Annotated in this window: 22 protein-coding genes; 13 read left to right on the plus strand and 9 right to left on the minus strand. The window is 68.8% G+C overall.

Translation table 11 applies throughout. The features are described 5' to 3' along the window. Positions 1-33: 33 nt before the first annotated feature. The 4 genes from FHR20_RS17985 to FHR20_RS18000 form a co-directional block, all read right to left on the minus strand. A complete protein-coding gene (locus FHR20_RS17985; RefSeq protein WP_455431369.1) occupies positions 34-537 on the minus strand; it encodes a type III secretion system chaperone family protein in 504 nt (167 codons plus the stop codon). Between the two features lie 103 nt (positions 538-640). Further along, positions 641-952 carry an accessory factor UbiK family protein gene (locus FHR20_RS17990; RefSeq protein WP_167300998.1) on the minus strand — a complete coding sequence of 104 codons (312 nt, stop codon included), beginning with the start codon at positions 950-952 and terminating at the stop codon, positions 641-643. A gap of 18 nt (positions 953-970) precedes the next feature. Continuing rightward, complete coding sequence (locus FHR20_RS17995) at positions 971-1,528, minus strand: TspO/MBR family protein (protein ID WP_167300999.1); 558 nt, start codon at positions 1,526-1,528, stop codon at positions 971-973. 69 nt (positions 1,529-1,597) lie between these two features. Beyond that, positions 1,598-2,335 (minus strand): TlyA family RNA methyltransferase, encoded by a 738-nt coding sequence (locus FHR20_RS18000; RefSeq protein WP_167301000.1) that lies wholly within the window; start codon positions 2,333-2,335, stop codon positions 1,598-1,600. 128 nt (positions 2,336-2,463) lie between these two features. On the opposite strand from FHR20_RS18000, the gene FHR20_RS18005 reads away from it, so the two are divergent. The 7 genes from FHR20_RS18005 (at position 2,464) to FHR20_RS18035 (ending at position 11,171) form a co-directional block, all read left to right on the plus strand. Then, on the plus strand, positions 2,464-3,141 hold the full coding sequence (locus FHR20_RS18005) for an RBBP9/YdeN family alpha/beta hydrolase (protein ID WP_167301001.1): 678 nt from the start codon (positions 2,464-2,466) through the stop codon (positions 3,139-3,141). Positions 3,142-3,311: 170 nt separating this feature from the next. Then, positions 3,312-4,280 (plus strand): alpha/beta hydrolase, encoded by a 969-nt coding sequence (locus FHR20_RS18010; RefSeq protein ID WP_167301002.1) that lies wholly within the window; start codon positions 3,312-3,314, stop codon positions 4,278-4,280. A 224-nt stretch (positions 4,281-4,504) separates the two neighbouring features. Then, positions 4,505-4,873 carry a MerC domain-containing protein gene (locus FHR20_RS18015; RefSeq protein ID WP_425057391.1) on the plus strand — a complete coding sequence of 123 codons (369 nt, stop codon included), beginning with the start codon at positions 4,505-4,507 and terminating at the stop codon, positions 4,871-4,873. 37 nt (positions 4,874-4,910) lie between these two features. Then, positions 4,911-5,369, plus strand: a complete 459-nt coding sequence (locus FHR20_RS18020; RefSeq protein WP_167301003.1) for a Fur family transcriptional regulator — start codon at positions 4,911-4,913, stop codon at positions 5,367-5,369. An 84-nt stretch (positions 5,370-5,453) separates the two neighbouring features. Further along, positions 5,454-7,379, plus strand: a complete 1,926-nt coding sequence (dxs, locus tag FHR20_RS18025; RefSeq protein WP_167301004.1) for a 1-deoxy-D-xylulose-5-phosphate synthase — start codon at positions 5,454-5,456, stop codon at positions 7,377-7,379. Positions 7,380-7,620: 241 nt separating this feature from the next. Then, complete coding sequence (locus FHR20_RS18030; protein ID WP_167301005.1) at positions 7,621-9,978, plus strand: penicillin acylase family protein; 2,358 nt, start codon at positions 7,621-7,623, stop codon at positions 9,976-9,978. Beyond that, a complete protein-coding gene (locus FHR20_RS18035) occupies positions 9,975-11,171 on the plus strand; it encodes a serine hydrolase domain-containing protein (protein WP_167301006.1) in 1,197 nt (398 codons plus the stop codon). The genes FHR20_RS18030 and FHR20_RS18035 overlap by 4 nt, the downstream gene beginning before the upstream one ends. Here the strand turns inward: FHR20_RS18035 and FHR20_RS18040 are convergent, their stop codons facing one another. Beyond that, the gene (locus FHR20_RS18040; protein WP_167301007.1) at positions 11,172-12,713 is read right to left on the minus strand and encodes an N-acyl-D-amino-acid deacylase family protein; all 1,542 of its coding nucleotides are present in this window, start codon (positions 12,711-12,713) and stop codon (positions 11,172-11,174) included. A gap of 269 nt (positions 12,714-12,982) precedes the next feature. Here FHR20_RS18040 and FHR20_RS18045 point away from each other — a divergent pair, with 269 nt between their 5' ends. The 6 genes from FHR20_RS18045 to FHR20_RS18070 all read left to right on the plus strand — a co-directional run bounded on the left by FHR20_RS18045 (position 12,983) and on the right by FHR20_RS18070 (position 16,830). Further along, complete coding sequence (locus FHR20_RS18045) at positions 12,983-14,014, plus strand: COX15/CtaA family protein (RefSeq protein WP_167301184.1); 1,032 nt, start codon at positions 12,983-12,985, stop codon at positions 14,012-14,014. After that, positions 14,011-14,325 (plus strand): divalent-cation tolerance protein CutA, encoded by a 315-nt coding sequence (gene cutA, locus FHR20_RS18050; RefSeq protein WP_167301008.1) that lies wholly within the window; start codon positions 14,011-14,013, stop codon positions 14,323-14,325. Before FHR20_RS18045 ends, cutA begins: the two co-directional genes overlap by 4 nt. After that, positions 14,325-15,083: a hypothetical protein gene (locus FHR20_RS18055; protein ID WP_167301009.1), complete on the plus strand. Its 759-nt coding sequence runs from the start codon at positions 14,325-14,327 to the stop codon at positions 15,081-15,083. Before cutA ends, FHR20_RS18055 begins: the two co-directional genes overlap by 1 nt. A 133-nt stretch (positions 15,084-15,216) precedes the next feature. Next, a complete protein-coding gene (gene rplM, locus FHR20_RS18060; RefSeq protein ID WP_086131156.1) occupies positions 15,217-15,696 on the plus strand; it encodes a 50S ribosomal protein L13 in 480 nt (159 codons plus the stop codon). Continuing rightward, the gene (gene rpsI, locus FHR20_RS18065; RefSeq protein WP_167301010.1) at positions 15,696-16,253 is read left to right on the plus strand and encodes a 30S ribosomal protein S9; all 558 of its coding nucleotides are present in this window, start codon (positions 15,696-15,698) and stop codon (positions 16,251-16,253) included. Before rplM ends, rpsI begins: the two co-directional genes overlap by 1 nt. A gap of 91 nt (positions 16,254-16,344) precedes the next feature. Further along, positions 16,345-16,830 carry a hypothetical protein gene (locus FHR20_RS18070; protein WP_167301011.1) on the plus strand — a complete coding sequence of 162 codons (486 nt, stop codon included), beginning with the start codon at positions 16,345-16,347 and terminating at the stop codon, positions 16,828-16,830. Here FHR20_RS18070 and FHR20_RS18075 read toward each other — a convergent pair. From FHR20_RS18075 to FHR20_RS18090, 4 genes are read right to left on the minus strand one after another with little or no spacing between them, the layout of a single operon-like run. After that, positions 16,827-18,434 (minus strand): saccharopine dehydrogenase family protein, encoded by a 1,608-nt coding sequence (locus tag FHR20_RS18075; RefSeq protein ID WP_167301012.1) that lies wholly within the window; start codon positions 18,432-18,434, stop codon positions 16,827-16,829. The two genes, FHR20_RS18070 and FHR20_RS18075, sit on opposite strands and share 4 nt — an antisense overlap. Beyond that, a complete protein-coding gene (locus FHR20_RS18080) occupies positions 18,431-18,829 on the minus strand; it encodes a hypothetical protein (RefSeq protein ID WP_167301013.1) in 399 nt (132 codons plus the stop codon). The genes FHR20_RS18075 and FHR20_RS18080 overlap by 4 nt, the downstream gene beginning before the upstream one ends. Next, the gene (locus FHR20_RS18085; RefSeq protein ID WP_243857614.1) at positions 18,826-19,512 is read right to left on the minus strand and encodes a DUF4166 domain-containing protein; all 687 of its coding nucleotides are present in this window, start codon (positions 19,510-19,512) and stop codon (positions 18,826-18,828) included. Before FHR20_RS18085 ends, FHR20_RS18080 begins: the two co-directional genes overlap by 4 nt. 28 nt (positions 19,513-19,540) lie before the next feature. Beyond that, positions 19,541-20,101 (minus strand): GbsR/MarR family transcriptional regulator, encoded by a 561-nt coding sequence (locus FHR20_RS18090; protein ID WP_137865016.1) that lies wholly within the window; start codon positions 20,099-20,101, stop codon positions 19,541-19,543. Positions 20,102-20,337 lie beyond the last annotated feature (236 nt).

A 20,337-nucleotide genomic window follows, 5' to 3' on the forward strand; every position in this document is an offset into this window, starting at 1 on the left:
CGACCAGCCAGAGGCTGGCCGGGGGCACCGCGCTCACGCCTCGCCCTGCGTTTCGATGAGCGCGGAGGCCAGCGCGTCCTGCGGGGTCTTGCCGCCCCACAGCACGAACTGGAACACGGGATAGAAGCGCTCGCATTCGTCGATCGCGCTCTCCACCAGCAGCTCGGCCTGGGCCAGGCTGAGCGTCGGCTCCTCGCCGTCGATCAGCGCGGCGTGGCGGAACAACAGGATGCCGCTCTGCGACCAGAGCTCGAAATGGCCGATCCAGAGCTGCTCGTTGACCAGGCCGATCGTCTCGTAGACCGCCATGCGGCGCTCGTCGGCCACGCGGATGTCCGGAAAGGCGAGGAACTGGAGCACGCCATCGTCCTCGCGCCAGATCGCGCGCAGCTCATACTCCGTCCAGCTGCCCTTCACCTTCGCCACGATCTCGTCTTCTTCGCGGCTGTGCGTCCAGCCATGCGCGGCGAAATAACTTTCGAGCATGTCGATAGGGGCTGCGTCGTCGCGGTCGAATTCCGCTTCGTCGAGCATCAGTTTCTCCACTGGGGCCGGATTGCTTGGGCAGAATCTGCCAACCGCATCGGGCCCGCACAAGCGCGGGGTTCACAACCCTGCGCAAAAGCTGTGGACAAGGTGTTTATGCTTGTCCTGCCGGCTTTTTAGGCGATTTCGGCGCCTTGGGCGCGGCCGCCGGCTTGGCAGCGCCGCCCAGCTGTGCCTCGAGCGCGGCGAGGCGCGCCTGGAGCGCCTCGTTCTCGTCGCGCGCGGCCACGGCCATGGCCTTCACCGCTTCGAATTCCTCGCGGGAAACAAAGTCCATCCCGCCGATCCATTCGCGGGCACGCTCGCGCGCGGCGCCTTCGGTCTCGCGGGCGACGCCGGCCAGCGTGCCCGCCGCGCCGTTCACGAACTTCACGAAATCGTCGAACAGGCGGTTGTCGGTCTGCATTTCAAATTCCTCGCGCGATCACTTGATCTGTATTTCGTCAGCCGGACGCGCGGATACAAGGCTTCCCGCGTCCGGATTGAGCTGATGGATCTGATAGAGGAGCATGCCGGCGAACGCGATCCAGGCGAGATACGGGATCAGCAGCACCGCGGCGAAGGCGCGGATGCGGGCGAAGAGCACGAAGGTGATCAGCGCGAGCAGGAACAGCGCGCCGAGGATCGCCAGCGCCGGCACCACCTGGTGCATGCCGAAAAAGACCGGCGACCAGACGAGGTTCGCCACCATCTGCACCGCGAAGACGACCAGCGCGGGCCCGCGCAGCGTCGACCCGCGCGCATTGATGATCATCGCCAGCGCCAGCCCCATCAATATGTAGAGCGCGGTCCAAGCGACCGGGAAAACCCATTCCTCCGGCATGATCGCGGGCTTCGCCAGCCGGGCGAACCACGGGTTGGCGCTGCCCGACGGCGCCAGGCGCGCCGAGGTGAAGCCGAGCAGCAGGATGAACGGCACCGTGACCACGGCCCATCGCAGATAGGCGAGCCTCAGCTGCCCCTTCGATGCGATTTCCCTCAACGCGCCCTCCGGTTAGATCCTGTGGGCGCAAGGGCTATGTTGCAGCGCGCCGAAACGCAAGCGTTGCCGTTATGTTTCGCGCGTCGCGGCGATCAGGAATTCCACATTCCCCTCGGGCCCGGTGATCGGGCTGGCGGTGACGCCGACGACGGTCCAACCCTGCGCGGCAACCCATTCGGACACTTCGCGGCAGACGCGCTCGTGCACCGCGGCATCGCGCACCACCCCGCCCTTGCCCACTTCGTCGCGCCCCGCCTCGAACTGCGGCTTGATCAGCGCGGCCAGCCGGGCGCCGGGCCGGGCAAAGCGGAACGGCACTTCGAGCACCTTGGCCAGGCCGATGAAGCTCGCGTCGCAGACGATCAGGTCGACCAACTCGGGAATGTGCGCCTCGGTCAGGATCCGCGCGCTGGTCTGCTCATGGACGATGACGCGCGGGTCCTGGCGCAGCTTCCAGGCGAGCTGGTTGGTGCCGCTGTCCACCGCATAGACGCGGGCCGCCCCGTTGCTCAGCAGCACGTCGGTGAAGCCGCCGGTCGACGAACCGACGTCGATCGCCACTGCCCCGGTCACGTCCCAGCCGAAATGCGCGAGCGCGTGCGCCAGCTTGATCCCGCCGCGCGACACCCAGGGATGGTCGCGCCCCCGCACGTCGAGCGGCGTCTCCTCCGGGAATTGCTGGCCGGGCTTGTCCACCTTGCGATCGCCCGCGAACACCAGCCCCGCCATGATCAGCGCCTGGGCACGCGTGCGGCTCTCGGCAAGGCCGCGGTCCACGAGCATCTGGTCGGCACGCTGCTTGGGCATGCGCTTCCCTTTAGGTCCGTTTCGGCCCGGCGCAACTGGCCATCATTCCGTCGCAAGGCTTATTGCCTACTAATTCAATGGGAATAAATTGGAGCTCCGGCCTGCCCTCCCGTTGGAGTGCAATTGCAATGAGTATCTTCGCTCCGTTCGACGAACATTCCCCGATCGTCCTCACCGTCCCCGGGCTCGGTGGCTCGGGGCCCTCGCACTGGCAGACGCTCTGGGAACAATCCCGTCCCGATACCAGCCGAGTCGAGCTCGGCATGTGGGACACGCCGCACCGCAACGCCTGGGTGACCAGGCTCGACCAGGCGATCCGCGGCGCCCAGGCGCCGGTGGTGCTGGCGGCGCACAGCCTGGGCTGCCTTGCCGTCGCCTGGTGGGCCGAGCTCTCGCCCCAGCCCTTTGGCTGGCCGGTGGCGGGCGCGTTGCTGGTGGCCCCGGCCGATGTCGACCGGCCGGAGGTGAAGTCCGAGCTTGCCGGCTTCGCCCCCGCGCCGGCCAAGCCGCTCCCCTTCCCCTCGATCACCGTGGCGAGCCGCGACGATCCCTGGATCGGCATCGATCGCGCCCGCGAGCTGGCCAAGGGCTGGGGCAGCTTCTTCGTCGACGCCGGCCCGCAAGGGCACCTCAACGCCGCCAGCGGCATCGGCTGGTGGCACGAGGGGCAGGAACTGCTCGACCGCGTGCTCGATGCCGCCTCGGACCGGTCCGGCCGCGTCCGGACGGCGGCGGATGCGCGCTCGCTGCTCGCGATCAACGCAACCGAAGCCGCCCAGGCGCATTATCTGAGTCGGCATGCGTGATTCGGCGTGTGGCCGGTGCTTCCGGACGCACGCCACTGGTAACTGCCCGCAAATCCCCTAAATAGGGAGTGCGGGCGTGGCCGGGTGGCGTACCCTAGAGCGTCACCCGGCCTACCCGCGCCTTTTCCTTTTTCCTTCCGCCAGCGCCTCCGCCCGGGTACACCGGTGTCATGGATCGTCGAGACCTGCTTGCCGCCGGCCTGGCCGGCCCATTGCTCCCGCTTGCCGCCAGGGCCGTGCCGCACGGGCCCCTCGCCCCCGATGCCAGCATCAACCTCTGGCCGGGGGAAGCGCCGGGCCTGCTCGACCGGGCGCTGCAGGATCATGTCGCAGTCCGCAGTGCCGATCCGGGCTTTCCCGATCGCGCGATGGATCATGTCCGCACGCCGCGGCTCGACATATTCCGGGCGACCCAGCCGAACGGCGCCGCGATGCTCGTCATTCCCGGCGGCGGCTATGCCCGCGTCGTGGTCGACAAGGAGGGCTATGAACTGGGGCCGTGGCTCGCCGCGCGCGGGATCACTGCCTTCGTGCTCTTCTACCGCCTGCCCGGCGACCCCTGGCGCGATCCGAGCAACGTCGCCCTGGCGGATGCGCAGCGCGCCATGCGGCTGATCCGATCTCGCGCAGCCGAGTGGCAGGTCGACCCCGAACGCGTCGGCGCGATGGGCTTCTCCGCCGGCGGGCACCTCTGCGCCGATCTCGCGGCCCGCTTCGGCCGCAAGCTCCATGCGCCCATCGACGCCGCCGATGCCCTCGACGCGCGCCCGATCGTCGCGGCGCCGATCTATCCGGTCGTCTCGATGGACCCGGGCTTCGCGCATATGGGCTCGCGCACGCTGCTGATCGGCAAGGAAGCCACGCCCGGCATGGCCACCGAGCATTCCCCCGAGCGCCAGGTCGGCGCCCATACGCCGCCCTGCTTCCTCTGCCATGCCGAGGACGACGCCACCGTGCCGATCCAGAACACGATCGCCCTGCGCGCCGCGCTGAAGGCGGCGGGGGTGCCGGTGGAGACGCATCTGTTCGAGCAAGGCGGCCATGGCTTCGGCTGGGGGCCGCGCACCCTGGGCAGGCCCGCACATGCCTGGCCCGAACTGTTCCTCGCCTGGGCCAGGGGGCACGGCCTGCTGGGCTAGGCTGGGAACGCAAGCAAGCATCTGATCTTCCTCGGTCATCCGCGCTTGCGCGGGGATGACGGGGTTCGCTGAACGAGTCCCGAACCTGGCGTCCGTGCCCGATATCCGATGCGCGTCCCCGGCCCGGTTGCACGGCGCCGCTGCCCGCTCGAGATTCATGCGCATGTTATGTTGTATCTTTAACTCGCTTGCCCTATATCCGCGCCATGCCGGTGAGTCTTCCGTTGGCCCGCTTGTGGGGTGGCATTGATGCGCGTCTCGATCGTATCGCGATCGGGATCAGCGGGCTGTGCCTCGTCCACTGCGTCACGACCACCATATTGCTCACCGTGATTTCCTCGGCCGGCGGCCTGCTCAACCCGGCGATCCACGAGGTCGGCCTCACCCTCGCGATCGGCTTCGGCGCTTTTGCGCTGGTCAAGGGCGTGATGTCCCACGGCTATATGGCCCCCGCGGTGGTGGGCGCCTTCGGGCTCGGCATCATGGCGGGCGCATTGTCGCTGCCGCATGGCGATTTCGAGATTTTCTGGACTTTGGTGGGCGTCAGCCTCGTCGCCCTGGGCCATGATCTCAACCGGCGCGCCACCTACTGAACTTGCCGCGAGGGGCCTGCGGGCCTACATCATATCCATGCACGCGCACGACCATCACGAGCATCACGGCAACGACCTGACCAAGGCCGCCCAGGCGACGCTGGAGAAATCCGGCGAGCAATGGACGACGATGCGCGAGCGGGTGTTCGAAGCGCTGGCGGGCTTCGACAAGCCGGCCTCCGCCTATGACATTGCCGAGGCCGTCTCCCGGGCGGAGGGGCGCCGGGTCGCCGCCAACAGCGTCTACCGCATCCTCGACCTGTTCGTCGGCGCCAATCTCGCGCGGCGGGTGGAGAGCGCGAACGCCTATATGGCGAACACCCATCCCGACTGCCTGCACGACTGCATCTTCCTGGTCTGCGACAATTGCGGCCAGACCACGCACATCGACGACGATTCGATCACCAAGACGGTGCGCGCCGCCGCCAAGGACATGGGCTTCTCGCCCGAGCGGCCGGTGATCGAAGTGCGCGGCAAGTGCGCGGATTGCGACTGATCGCCCTTCCTGCACGGCGCCTGCACGCAAAATCCACACGCGCAAGGTTCGACTTCCCGGAATCGGAGGAGTAAGGGCAGTCGGATGGCCGATCTACCCAGCACGCCGCTGCTCGATACCGTCGATACGCCCGAGGATCTGCGCAAGCTCGATCCGAAGCAGCTTCGCCAGCTCGCCGACGAGCTGCGCGCGGAAACGATCTCGGCCGTGGGCTCGACCGGCGGGCATCTCGGCTCCGGGCTCGGCGTCGTCGAACTGACCGTCGCCATCCACTATGTCTTCAACACGCCCGACGACCGGCTGATCTGGGATGTCGGGCACCAATGCTATCCGCACAAGATCCTCACCGGCCGCCGCGACCGCATCCGCACGCTGCGCCAGGGCGGCGGCCTGTCGGGCTTCACCAAGCGCAGCGAGAGCGAATACGACCCGTTCGGCGCGGCCCATAGCTCGACGTCGATCAGCGCCGCGCTGGGCTTCGCGATCGCCAACAAGCTGGGCGACAAGCCGGGCAAGGGCATCGCGGTGATCGGCGACGGCGCGATGAGCGCGGGCATGGCCTATGAGGCGATGAACAATGCCGAGGCCGCGGGCAACCGGCTGGTGGTGATCCTCAACGACAACGACATGTCGATCGCGCCGCCGGTGGGCGGGCTCTCCGCCTATCTCGCGCGGATGGTGTCGTCGTCCGAATATCTGGGGCTGCGCAGCCTCGCCAAGCGTGCGATCCGCAAATTCTCGCGCCGCCTGACCGCGGCGGCCGGCAAGACCGAGGAGTTCGCCCGCGGCCTCGTCACCGGCGGCACGCTCTTCGAGGAGCTGGGCTTCTATTATGTCGGCCCGATCGACGGCCATAATCTCGAGCATCTGATCCCGGTGCTGGAGAATGTCCGCGATGCCGAGGACGGGCCGATCCTCGTCCATGTCGTCACCAAGAAGGGCAAGGGCTATGCCCCGGCCGAAGCGGCGGCGGACAAATATCACGGCGTCCAGAAGTTCGACGTGATCACCGGCACCCAGGCCAAGGCGCCCCCGGGCCCGCCCGCCTATCAGAACGTCTTCGCCGACCAGCTGATCAAGGACGCCGAGCACGATCCCCGGATCGTCGCGATCACCGCCGCCATGCCCTCGGGCACCGGCGTGGATCGTTTCGCCAGGGCCTATCCGGACCGCACCTTCGACGTCGGCATCGCCGAACAGCATGCGGTGACCTTCGCCGCCGGGCTGGCAGCGCAGGGCATGCGCCCCTTCTGCGCGATCTATTCGACCTTCCTGCAACGCGCCTATGACCAGGTCGTGCACGACGTGGCGATCCAGAACCTGCCGGTGCGCTTCGCGATCGACCGCGCGGGGCTGGTCGGCGCCGATGGCGCGACGCATGCTGGCAGCTTCGACGTCACCTATCTCGCCACCCTGCCCAACATGGTGGTGATGGCCGCGGCGGATGAGGCCGAACTGGTCCACATGACGCACACCGCCGTGCTGCACGACAGCGGCCCGATCGCGCTGCGCTATCCGCGCGGCGGCGGCACCGGCGTGGCGCTTCCCCAGGTTCCGCAGCGGCTGGAGATCGGCAAGGGCCGCATCGTCCGCGAAGGCAAGACCGTGGCGATCCTCTCGCTCGGCACCCGTTTGGCCGAGGCGCTGAGAGCGGCCGACACGCTCGAGGCCAAGGGGCTCTCCACCACCGTCGCCGACCTGCGCTTCGCCAAGCCGCTCGACGAGGAACTGATCCGCCGCCTGCTCACCACGCACGAAGTGGCGGTGACGATCGAGGAAGGCGCGATCGGCGGCCTGGGCGCGCACGTCCTCACCATGGCGAGCGACCAGGGCCTGATCGATGCGGGCCTCAAGCTGCGCACGATGCGCCTGCCGGACCTGTTCCAGGACCAGGACAAGCCCGAGCTGCAATATGCCGAGGCCGGCCTGAATGCCGAGAACATCGTCGACACGGTGCTGAAGGCGCTGCGCTACAACGAAGCGGTGGTGACCGACGGGGCGCGGGCCTAGGTCAAGTTCGGCGAGCTTCCTATACCATTCCCGTCATCCCGCGAAGGCGGGGATCCAGGGTCGCAAGGCGGCGTCCCAGATAACTCTGGATCCCCGCCTTCGCGGAGATGACGAGGAAGAGCGGCGAGGACAGGCTCCCCCCCAATAGCCCCAGGTTATGTCCGTCGAACCTATGTTCCGATGGACAGCCGCATTTGCCCGGACCACCCTCAGCGCCAAAGCGCCATCCGGGGAATATCCAATGCTGAACCGCCGTGCCTTCCTGCTGAGCTCGACCACGGCGCTGCTCACCGGCGCCGCCGTGGCGAGACCCCGGCTGGTCGCCGCGAAGCAGCAGAGCGTCCGCGGGGCGAGCGCGCCGATCGAAATTGTCGACGACGAATGGGGCACGCCGCACATCCGCGCCGCGAGCATCCCCGATGCGTTCTTCGGCCAGGGCTATGTCGTCGCGCGCGACCGGCTGTTCCAGATCGACTTGTCGCATCGCCGCGAGATGGGCCGGCTGGCCGAAGCGTTCGGCGCGCGCTTCGCCAGGCACGACGCCAATGCCCGCCTGTTCCACTATCGCGGCGACATCGACGCCGAGCTGCGCCGGGTGCCGGCCGATGTGCTGGCCTGCGCCCAGGCCTATGTCGCCGGCATCAATGCGCGCATCGACGAAGTGATTGCCGATCCCGCGCTGTTGCCGCTCGAATATCGCATCCTCCAGATCGTCCCGATCCGCTGGGACCTGCGCGACCTGGTGCGTGCCCGCGAAGCCTCGAGCGGCAATGTCGACGACGAGATCCGCCGCGCCCGCCTCGCCGCCCTGGGGTTGCTCGATCTCGACGCGATCGTCGCCCCGCTCCGCCCGGCCTGGTCGATGAAGGTGCCCGACGGGCTCGACGCCGCGGCGGTGAGCGCGGCGGACCTGGGCGTGCTCAACATCGACGGCCTGCCCTGGGCCGAGCTCACCGGCCAGGACCCGGCCGCCGCTTCCGCCGAGCGCGCCAATGCCGGCAGCAACGCCTGGACGGTGTCGCCGTCGCGCACCGCCACCGGCCGGCCGATCCTGGCCAATGATCCGCATCTCGGCATCGGCGGCTTCAGCCCGCGCCACATCGCGCACCTGACCGCGCCGGGGCTCGACCTGATCGGCGGCGGCGCGCCCGGCCTGCCCGGCATCATGCAGGGCCATACCGATCGCTTCGCCTTTGGCCGCACCAATTTCCACATCGACCAGGGCGACCTGTTCGTCCTCGAGCTCGATCCCGCCGATCCCGAACGCTATCGCCACGACGGCGGCTGGAAGCGGTTCAACAAGGTCGAGGAAGCGATCGCGGTGAAGGACGGCGCGCCCGTCGCGGCGACGCTGCGCTATTCGGTGCAGGGCCCGGTGCTTTCCTGGAACCCGGAGAAGCGCCGCGCCACTGCGCTCGCCACCATCGCGATGCAGCCGGGCGGCGACGGCGCCTTCGCGATGATCGCGATCAACCTGGCCCGGGACTGGGAAGGCCTGCGCAAGGCCTTCGCCCTCCACCCCTCGCCCACCAACTTCCACTATGCCGATGTCGACGGGAATACCGGCTGGCAGGTGATCGGCTTCGTGCCGGTGCGCAAGCGCGGCGACGGGCTGCTCCCCGTGCCGGGCGACGGCCGCTACGACTGGACCGGCATGCGCAAGTTCGAGGCGCTGCCGAGCGCGTACAATCCCGCCAAGGGCTGGTTCGCCTCGGCCAACCAGAACAACCTGCCCGCCGATTGGCCGCGCGACCGCATCCCCGCTTTCTCCTTCCGCGATCCCTATCGCTACGATCGCATCGCCGAAGTGCTCGCCTCCCAACCCAGGCACAGCCTGGCCGACAGCGTCGCGCTCCAGCACGACACGCTCTCGACGCCCGCCCGCCAGTTCCTCGCGCTCCTGCCGGCGGCGCCCTCGGCCGCGGCCAGGCCGGCGGCCGACATGCTGCGCGGCTGGAATGCGCGGATCGATCGCGACAGCGGCGCCGCCGCACTGTTCGAGGCAGTGTGGCGCGAGGCCGGCAGGCGCATGCTCGCCGCGATCGTTCCGGCCCGCGCCAAGGGGCTGATCAACACCATCGCCCCTTCGATCCTGCTCGACGCCCTGGCCAAGCCCGACACGCGGTTGGGCCCCGATCCCGTGGCGGCGCGCGACGCGATGCTCGATGCGGCGCTGGCCGCCGGCTGGACCGCGATCCGCGAGAAGCTCGGCCCCGATCCCGCCGCCTGGCGCTATGGCACGCTCCACCAGGTCCGCCTGCGCCACCCGCTCTCCGCCATCCCCGCCATCGCCCGCGCCTTCCCGGCGATCGAGGGCGAAGGCTCGGGCGGCGACGGCTATACGGTGATGGCGCGCTGGCTCGGCTCCGGCCCGGGCTGGCAGGTCGGCGGCGGCGCGAGCTATCTCCAGGTGATCGACGTCGGCGCCTGGGACAATTCGCTGATGCTGATCCTGCCCGGCCAGTCGATCGACCCGCGCTCGCCGCATTATCGCGACCAGTATCGCAACTGGGCGAGCGGCCGGATGCAGCCCATGCCGTTCAGCCGCGCCGCGGTCGACGCGCGCGCCGCCTCGCGCACCACGCTGCGGCCGGCATGAGGCGCGCCGCCCTGCTCCTGCTCGCCCTCGCCGCCGCCCCGGCCGCGGCGCAGGATCGCGGCTTCGACAAGGCAGTGGCCGATTTCCGCGCCCTCCACCGCGCCGAAGTCGCCAAGGCCGGGATCGCCGGCAGCAGCTTCTACCTGATCCGCGACGGCCGCACGATCGTTGCCGACCATCTCGGCGAGCAGGATGCCGAGGCGCATGTGCCGGTGGATGCGCGGACCATCTATCACTGGGCGTCGATCACCAAGACGATGACCGGCATCGCGATCCTGCAGCTGCGCGATCGCGGGCTGCTGAAGCTGGACGATCCGATCATCCGCTACGTGCCCGAGCTCGCCGGCGTTCACGATCCCTTCGGCGATCCTGCCGAGATCACCATCCGCCAGTTGATGAGCCACAGCGCCGGCTTCCGGAACGGCACCTGGCCGTGGCGCGACAAGGCATGGCAGCCCTTCGAGCCGCCTGGCTGGAAGCAGCTGGAGGCCATGATCCCCTACACCGAGCTACAGTTCAAACCGGGCAGCAGGTTCGGCTATTCCAACCCCGGCATCGTCTATCTCGGTCAGGTGATCGAGCGGCTCTCGGGCGAGGATTTCGAAGTCTATGTCGACAAGAACATCCTGCGCCCGCTCGACATGCGATCGAGCTATTTCGACCGCACCCCGCCCTATCTCCTGCCCCACCGCGCCCACAGCTATTATATCCGCGACGGCAAGCGCGTGCCCGCCCCGTTCGACGTCGATACCGGCGTGACCGTCTCGAACGGAGGGCTCAACGCCCCGCTGCCGGACATGGCGAAATATGTCGCCTTCCTGCTCGGCGACCCGAAGCGCGGCGCCGAGTACGACCTCGTCCTCAAGCGGGCCTCGCTCGAGGAGATGTGGCGGCCGGTGATCGGCGCGGGCGAGGACTTCACCCAGGGCCGGATGGCGCCGACCACCTGGAGCGGCCTGTCCTTCTTCCTCGACCGGACCGACGGCATCCGCATCGTCGGGCACAATGGCGACCAGAACGGCTTCCGCGCCTATCTGAGCCTGTGCCCCGACCAGCACATGGGCACCCTGCTCGCCTTCAACACCGAGACGCGCGGCGTCGAGAACGATCCCGGCAACCGGAACATGCCGGAATCGCGCATCGCGCTGGCGACCGACAATCTGTGCAAGGCGGCGGCCCGGCCCGGAAAGTGATCAGCGCGCGCGGAGCAGCCGCCCGCTCTTCCCAACGCGCGCGCCGCCCTCATAGGCGGGCTTCCCATTGACCATGACCAGGTCGAACCCCTCGGCCCTGGCAAAGGGATCGACATAAGTGGAGCGCGCCTTCACCTTCGCCGGATCGAACAGGATCAGGTCTGCCTTCGCCCCGGCGCGGATCATGCCGCGATCGCCCAGGCGCAGGATATGCGCCGGATAGCCGGTGCCCTTGCGGACCATCTCCTCGATCGTGAGCTTGCGATCGCGCACCACATATTCCTCGACCAGCTTGGCATAGGTGCCGGTCGCGCGCGGATGGCGCATGCCCGGGCCGCCATCGGTGGAGAAGGCGACATGGGGATCGACCAGCAGCACGTCCTGCAACGCCTTGTCCTGCGTGAAATGCGCCCCTGATCCGCTCTGCGGGCCGATCCTGATCAGGAAATCGGCATAATGCAGCCCGGCTTCCCCCGCCGCCTGGGCCAGCGTCTTGCCGGCATAGGGCTTGGTGCCGATCAGCAGCGCCTCGGGCCCGCCGCGGCGGGTCATGCGCTGCACCAGATAGTCGCGCAGTTCCTGCCGCCGCTCGGCCACCACCTTGGCATAGTCGGTCGGCGGCAGCGCCCATTTGGGAAAGAGGATCGCGATGCCGGTATAGCCGGCCTCGTACGGATATTGGTCGGCGGTCAGGTCGATCCCCCGGCGGCGCTTCTCGGCCAGATAGGCGAGCAGCTCGCGCGCCCGCGCCTCGCCCTTGCCGAAGACGACCTTGAGGTGCGAGATGTGCGGCCGCGCCGGCAGCGAGGAAGCGATCAGCTCGTCGATCGAGGCCTTGATATCCTCGTCATTCTCCGAGCGCATATGGCTCATCACCACGCCGCCGTACCGCGCCACCACCTTGCCGAGATTGGTCAGTTCGGGCGTCTCCGAATAGATGCCCGGCACATATTCCAGGCCATAGGACAGGCCGAACGCCCCCGCCTTCAGCTCGGCGTCGAGCTGCGCCGCCATCCGCGCGAGCCCGGCGGCATCGGGGCGGCGGACCGAATCCGGCACGCCCGCCGCGCGCCGCAGCGTGCCATGGCTGGAGAGCAGCGCGACATTGAGGTCGATCGCCGCCCGATCGACGGCCGCCATCCAGCTGCGCGGATCCAGGTCCTTGCCCAGCCGGGGGCCGCTGCCGTCCTGGCCGAGCGTGATCGTGGTGACGCCCATCGCGAGAAAGGCCTCGTAGCTCTCGTCGAGCGGGTCGCCATGGCTGTGCATGTCGATGAAGCCCGGCGCGAGCACCCGCCCCTCGCCGGCGACGATCCGCATCGCCCCGCCCGCGGCCGAGGGCGCCGAAACCTCGACGATCCGGTCGCCGGCGACCAGCACATTGGCCAGGCGCGGCGCGGCGCCCGTCCCGTCGACGAGAAGCACTTCGCGGAACAGGATCTCGGGCTCGGCCGCCAGCGCGATCAGGCCGGGCCAGCTCGCCAGCCCGCCGGCCGCCACCGCCCCGCCAATGGCCTGTCGCCGTGTCAACCGCTGGGTCATCCCGCTCCCCCGTTATTGTCTTGCCCGGCAGGACTATGCGCGGAAGGAGAGCGAAGGCGAATCCCTAAAAATGATTAACCTCATTGCTTCCGCGCATGGGAAGCGGGGATGGGAGCGGAACCCGATCGAGGTCTGACCCAGCCAGTCGCCTGCCCGCGCTTCCAAAGGGGGCCGAAGCCAATTTGCCGTCCCCTATCGATGGTCAAATCGGTCCGGATCGGGACTCGCCTTGGCCACGTATCGCCACTAGACCTCGCCACGTGCTGCAGATGACTTCGCTCCCCGCTTCCGCCCGCCCGCGCGCCCTTGCCCATTGGCTGTTCGCCGTCGCGGCGCTGATCGTGCTGATGGTGGTGATCGGCGGCATCACCCGCCTCACGGAATCGGGCCTGTCGATCACCGAATGGAAGCCGCTGTCGGGCGCGATCCCGCCGCTCACCGATGCGCAGTGGCAAGCCGAGTTCGCCCATTACCGGCAGATCGGCCAATATGAGCAGCTGAACCGCGGCATGACGCTGGCCGAGTTCAAGAACATCTTCTTCTGGGAATATCTCCACCGGCTGCTCGGCCGCGTCATCGGGCTCGCCTTCTTCCTGCCCCTGGTCTGGTTCGCTGTCCGGCGCGCGATTCCGCAAGGCTATGGCTGGCGGCTGACCGCGCTGCTCGCGCTGGGCGGGCTGCAGGGCGCGCTCGGCTGGTGGATGGTCCAGTCCGGGCTCAACAAGACCAGCACCGCAGTGGATCATTTCTGGCTCGCCGCGCACCTGCTCACCGCGCTGTTCACCCTGGGCGGCATCGTCTGGACCGCGCTCGACCTGCTGGCGCTCGCCCGCAACCCGATGGCACCTCCCGCCCGGCTGACCGGCCTCGCCACCGGCGTGCTGCTCGTGCTGTTCGTCCAGCTCTTCTACGGCGCGCTGGTCGCCGGGCTCGATGCCGGGCTGGTGACCGACCAATGGCCGCTGATGAACGGCCATTTCTTCCCGGGCGTCAGCCAGACGGGCCAGAGCCTCGGCCATGTCCTCTTCTCCGATCCGGCGGTGGTGCACTTCATCCATCGCTGGTGGGCCTGGGTGGCGGTGGCGGGGCTGATCCTGCTCGCGCGCAAGGTGCGCGCCACGAGCCGCCCCGCCTCGATCGCGATCCACAGCGCCTTCGGCACCCAGATCCTGCTCGGCATCGCCACGGTGATGGCCGGGGTGCCGATCTGGCTCGCCGCGTTCCACCAGCTCACCGGCGCGCTGGTGGTGATCGCCACCGTCTGGGGCGCGCATGTCGCCGGCGCCCGGGCTGCCGCTTGAGCGAGCTCGCGCTCTTCTACGTGACCTTCGCCACTCGCGCGGATGCCGAGCGGGTGGCGGAAGCCGTGCTCGACGAGCATCTCGCCGCCTGCGCCAACATCCTCGCCCCCTGCACGTCGCTCTATCTGTGGCACGGAGCGCTGGAGAGAGCGGAGGAAGTGCCGGTGCTGTTCAAGACGCGCCCGATGCTCGCCACGCGCCTGCGCGATCGGATCGCCGCGCTCCATCCCTATGAACTGCCGGTGATTGAGAGCTGGACCGCCACTGCCAGCGAGCAGGTGGCCGCCTGGGTGGCAGGCGAGACGCGCTGATGCTGCTTGCGGCGATCATCCTCCAGGCCAGCACGGCCACCTTCGCCCCGCCGCTGGATGCGCCGAGGCGCGTGGTGACCGAACGCCGCGACGGCGCCCGCACCTATCGCATGGAGCGCGATGTCCGCTTCGCGCGCGTGGACAAGGGCTATCGCGCCGAAGTGACGCTGCGCGCCGGCATCGGCGAAACCCCGGACAGCAGCGGCGCTGCCTATGAAGCCGGGTTCGAGGCATTTGCCGGCAGCACGATCGTCTTCCATCTCGATCCGCGGGGCGCCGTCGTCGCGATCGACGACATGCCGGCGCTGTGGGAGCGCTTCTGCCGGCGTGTCGCCGAAGTGGCCGCCGCCCGGCATGCCCTGGCGCCGGCGGAACGCGAGAAGCTCGCCGCGCGCATCGCGGCCCCGCTCCGCGCGCTGCCGGTCGAACGCCGGCGCGCGATGCTCGCCTCGCTCGTGGTGGCGGTGATTGCGGACGAGGCGACAACCCCCGGCAGCGCGCCGGTCCGCCTGCCCGGCCAATCGGCCTATGGCGGCACGATAGCGCTCGAGGGGCGGCGTACCGTCGTCGCCCTGCCCGACGGCCTGCTCCGCAGCACCGTCCGCGCCGATGCGGCCGACGTGGCGTTCGAGCGCGTGACCGACATGGATCCCCGCACCGGGCTGATCACCCGCAACAGCAAGACGCTGCGCATCCGGGCGGGCGGCCTGGAGAAGGTCAGCGTCACATTGCTCACCGTGGAACGGGCCGCCGATTAGGCCATGGTATCCCAGTACCCGTCAGCAAACCCGCGCTTTTCTTGACTTTCTCCGCGCGAATCGTCAGAGGGCCATCAACCGCGCTGCCCGGAAGGGTGGCGCGCTTGCGTTTCATACTCGAAAGGTCTCGCCCATGAAGGCGCTGATGAAGACCACCAAGTCGGCCAAGCCGGCCGAGGTGGAGAAGAAGTGGCACATCGTCGATGCCGACGGCCTGATCGTCGGCCGCGCTGCCGTCGTGATCGCCAACGTCCTGCGCGGCAAGCACAAGACGAGCTTCACCCCGCACGTCGATTGCGGTGACAATGTCATCGTCATCAACGCGGACAAGATCCGGTTCACCGGCAAGAAGCTGGCCCAGAAGGTGTACTACAAGCACACCGGCTATGCGGGCGGCATCAAGGGGATCACCGCGGGCAAGGTGCTCGAGGGTCGTTTCCCGGAGCGCGTGCTCGAAAAGGCCGTGGAGCGCATGATCCCGCGCGGTCCGCTGGGCCGCCAGCAGATGCGCAACCTGCGCATCTACAACGGTGCTGAGCATCCCCACGAAGCGCAGAACCCCGAGGTCCTCGACATCGCCGGCATGAGCCGCAAGAACAAGGTGGGCGCATAATGTCCGACAACCGCCAGTCCCTTTCCGATCTCGGCGCCATCGCCGCCGGCGAGCAGGCCGTGGCCACCGAGGCCCAGGCTTCGGCCGACACCCGCGCCGAGGCGTATCTCGCCGGCCAGCTCGACGCACCGTCTACCCCGGCCGTGCTGCGCCAGCAGGAGCTCGACAAGTTCGGCCGCGCCTATGCGACCGGCCGCCGCAAGGATGCCGTCGCCCGCGTGTGGCTGAAGCCGGGCACCGGCAAGATCACGATCAACGGTCGCGATCAGGAAGTCTATTTCGCGCGCCCGACGCTGCGTCTCGTCATCAACCAGGTGTTCGGCATCACCGAGCGCGAGGGCCAGTATGACGTCGTCTGCACCGTCAAGGGTGGCGGCCTTTCGGGCCAGGCCGGCGCGGTGAAGCACGGCATCAGCCAGGCGCTCACCAAGTACGAGCCGATCCTGCGCACCCCGGTGAAGCAGGCCGGCTTCCTGACCCGCGACAGCCGCACGGTCGAGCGCAAGAAGTATGGCCGGGCCAAGGCTCGCCGCAGCTTCCAGTTCTCGAAGCGCTAAGCGGTTCTTCACGGAACAACGAAGGGGCGGTCCGGCGACGGGCCGCCCTTTTCGTTTGTGCGCCGGCCCCGACCGCGGCTAGCCTCGCGCCATGGCGCTCGACCATCCCGACACGGTCCGCATCCTGGCCTTCCTCGACGAGATCGGGATCCCGGTGTCTCGGGGCAGGATCGAGGGCGAGAGCTTCCTGCCCGGCATCGAGGTGCGCAGCGGCGGGCTGGTGCTCGATCCGGCCCGGCCCTTTCACCCCGGCGACCTGCTCCACGAGGCCGGCCATATCGCCGTCACCGACCCCGCCGACCGCCCGACACTCTGCGAGGTCCGCGACGATCCGGGCGAGGAGATGGCGGCGATCGCCTGGTCCTATGCCGCTGCCCGCGCGGCCGGCATCGATACGCGCACGCTGTTCCATGCCGATGGCTATCTCGGCGGCGGCGAAGCGCTGGCGGCCGCGTTCGACCGCGGCGCCGGGCCCGGGCCGCCGATGCTGCAATATTTCGGCATGTCCGCCGAGCCGCACCAGGCCGCCGCGCTGGGCCTCCCCGCCTATCCCCGAATGGCGCGCTGGCTGCGCTAGAGGCGCGCCAGCCAGCCGGTATAGTGGACCACCGCGCCGAGCAGCGGCAACGCTACTCTCACCTCGAAGCGGAAGCGCCCGTCCTCCTGCCATTCGCGCGCGGCGATGCGGGGGGCCAGCAAACGCGGCATCGGCACGCCGAACGCGCTCCAGCGCCGCAGCACCATCCGCAACCCCTTGTCATCCGAGGGGAGGTCGAAGGCGAAGCGCAGCGGGCCGAAACGCTCCGCGACGCCCTGTCCCGCTTGGCCGAGTTCGCTCGAAAAGGCATGGCCACCGAAATCCCGCGTCCAGCATTCCTTGCCATCCCTGGCGGCGAAGGCGACGCGGAGCGGATAGCTGCCGCTCGGCGGGAACCCCATCACCCGCCCGACCAGCCAGGCCAGGCCCCTGCCTCGGCGCACCTCGCCCTCTCCCTCCGCGCCGGCGTCGCCACAAAACGCGTGCATGGCACGCACCTGTTCCGGCAGCCGCGCGAAGCGCGCACCCATGGCCCGCGCGTAGAGCGGATCGACCGCATGCTCGCGCACCGCATGGCGGATGGCCAGGCCGACGAAGAGCGGCTCGAACCGGTCGAGCGTCAGCAGCCGGCTCGCATCCTGTGCACCCGGCGGCACGCGACCGGCCAGAATGTCCCCGGCGAGCAGTTCGGCCGCCAGCGTGGGAATTTCGGGCCCGTCTCCGCGATCGGCGATCAGCGTCCAGCGCCGGCGGACACCTGCCCCAACCAGCGTTACCGACATCGCCGATCGGTCGCTCCCGGCCCAGGCGGTGATCCGCTGGAGCTCGTGCAGCCAGGGCGCCGCGCCGCGCAGCGTCCGGAGCCACCCCCAGCGGACCGGCCAGCTCAGCAGCCACAAGGCGAGCATCTGGAACCCGAGCTCGGTACCGGCACGGAAAGTCGTCGCGGGGCGACCGGGCAACAGTTCCGGCGCCAGCGACAGGTCCGGCACTTCGGCGAGCGCGATCCAGCGACGGAGCGGGGCCGCCTCTCCTTCGATGGCGAAGCGCTCGCGGCGCAGGTCCTGCCAGCCGGTCGCCTGCATCCAGCGCTGGCCGCGCCAGACGCGCACCGGCTTGCCGACATAGGAGAGGATCGCGGCCGCCACCGATGGGCCGGCCACTGCCCGGTTCGAAGCGCTGATGGCGATGTCGATGCGCTCGACCTGCGGCAGTCCCGCCGCCAGGGCACGCACCACGGCGCCGGAAAGCGCCGGCACGCTCGAGGCGCCGCTGACGATCGGCACCGCCACCATCGGGCCCTTGTTGAGCGCCGCGATTCCCGTCACGAAATCGCGCGAATCCGCCAGGTCGAGATAGGGGATGCGCATCGCGATGCACGCCTCGGGCACCGTATAGCCGCTGCCCTGGAACGGTCCCGCCGCATCGATCACCAGGTCGGGCCGTTCGCGCGCCAGCACCATGCCGATCCCGTTGGTCCGGTCCGCCACAACGGGTTCGGCGCCGGGATGCCCGGCGCAGAACGCCGCGGCCCTGTCGTGGCTCCGCCCGGCGACCAGCACCTCATGCCCCGCCGCAAGCAGTCGCCGGCTCAACCGCGCCCCGAACCCGCCATAGCCGCCGATGACGAGGATGCGGCTCATTCGGCGCCGTCCGGCACCACGATGTCTCCGCCGCGGACCGCGCAAAAGGCCAGCCCGCCGACCAGTCCCGAACCACCGAACCATAATATCGCCGAGAGCAGCGCTCCCAGGTCCGGCCTGCCACCGAGGCCAAGTAGCGACATTGGTATCGCACCGATCAGAAAGCCGGCCAAACCCGCATTCCACATGCGCAGCGGCCATCGATCAACCAGCACCAGATAGATCGGAAGCGCAATGAAGACCAGGTGACCGAATGCGAGAATCAGGGCGATGAAGAAGCAGAGCAGGAACAGGTCACCGGCGAGACTGCCCGCGAGGAGCATGAATCCGATCGAGCCGGCCAAGGCGGCGGCGAGGATCGCCGCGCAGCAGGCAAGGGGGCCGCGCCCGCTCATTCCACCGGGTCCGCGAACACGCAGAGCTGGTGGACCAGCTCGCCAAGCCAAGGATGCACCAGGTCGAGGCTGAACAGGAAACGTCCGCCGCCCAGATCCATATGCCCCACCGTCAACGCCCCGGGCATCGCCCAGGCCGGCAGCTTCACCCGCAGCCCGCCCAGTTTCAGGAAATAATGATCGCTCACGAACAGTAGCGCGCCACCCGCTTCCTCCAGCCGGAGTGCGATGCCCACCCCAAGCCCCAGATATTCCTCGATGCCCGTCGGCCCGGCAAAGCGCTTGGCGCTGTGGATAACCTGTGGAAAACCCTGTGCGCGGCCATATTGCCGCGTCCAATATTGCCCCTGGCCGTCGGCGTCGGCGGTGACGCTCACACTGGCCGAGACGCCCACGTCCGTGCCGAGCGGCAACGGCGCGCCGATCAACCGCGCGGCCTGCGCCAGCAGCCATCCCGCCCGGCTGATCCGGCATTCGGCGACTTCGCCGAGATAGGAGACACAGGCCCCGGCCTCGATCTTGCGCAGGAAACGGCGGCGCGTCGCGGGCGGCAGGAACAGCCAGCGTGCGCCGAGCAGCCGGGCAAAGGGGCTGTCGTCGTCAGTGCGGCAGGGCGCGCCCATTCGATGCCAGTCGGCGTAACGGGCCAGCGCGCCAGGCGCATATCCGATTGCCACGCCCATATGCCACCCTTTCCGCGGCCGGAGGCCGCTATTCAGCCTTGCCCTTGGGAAGGAAGCTCAGGATCCGCTTGCCCAGCCGGATCAGCGTCATCAGCCGTCCCGGCGGCACGCTCATCATCTGCTGGTACCAGTCGTCGATCGTGACGACGAAATCCTGCATCGCCTCGATCCGCCCGCGCGCAACGTCCGAGATGCGGCCGTCACGCCTGGCTTCCTCGGTGCACACACGCAGCGCCGCCACTGCCGGATCGATCTCGCGCTCCTTGCGGCCCTGGGCGATGCGCGTGAGCATCTGCATCAAGTCGACCTCGGCCTCGTAATGATCGCGCCGGTCGCCCATCACGGGCACGCGGCGGATCAGCTTCCAGCCGAGCAACTCCTTGAGACTGTTCGACGTGTTGCTCCGCGCGATGCGCAGCGTGTCGCTGATCTCCTCGGCGTTGAGCGGCCGGTCCGAGAGATAGAGCAGCGCATGGATCTGGGCGACCGAGCGGTTGACGCCCCACTGCCCCCCCATCTCGCCCCAGTGCAGCACGAACTGCTGCACCGCGATCGGCAACTGAACAGCATTGTCCGTAATTTCTGTCATAACAGAAATATAAGACACGATTGCGGAAGAGTCAACCGCTGTCGGACTGCGTATTCCGTCGCATGTTCCGATCGTCTCGTCGCCGTTCGCGCCGTTGCGGCTGCGCAACTACCGGCCGGATCCGCGCCCTTGCGCCGGGCACAATCGCGCTGAAGCCCGTCTTAGGTATTTCCGCAGGTTGCTGGGATTCCGCCGGCAAACTATGCAGATTCGCGCAGGTCGCGACTTCTCGCGGC

The organism is Sphingomonas leidyi (assembly GCF_011761945.1).
Taxonomy (GTDB): Bacteria; Pseudomonadota; Alphaproteobacteria; order Sphingomonadales; family Sphingomonadaceae; genus Sphingomonas; species Sphingomonas leidyi.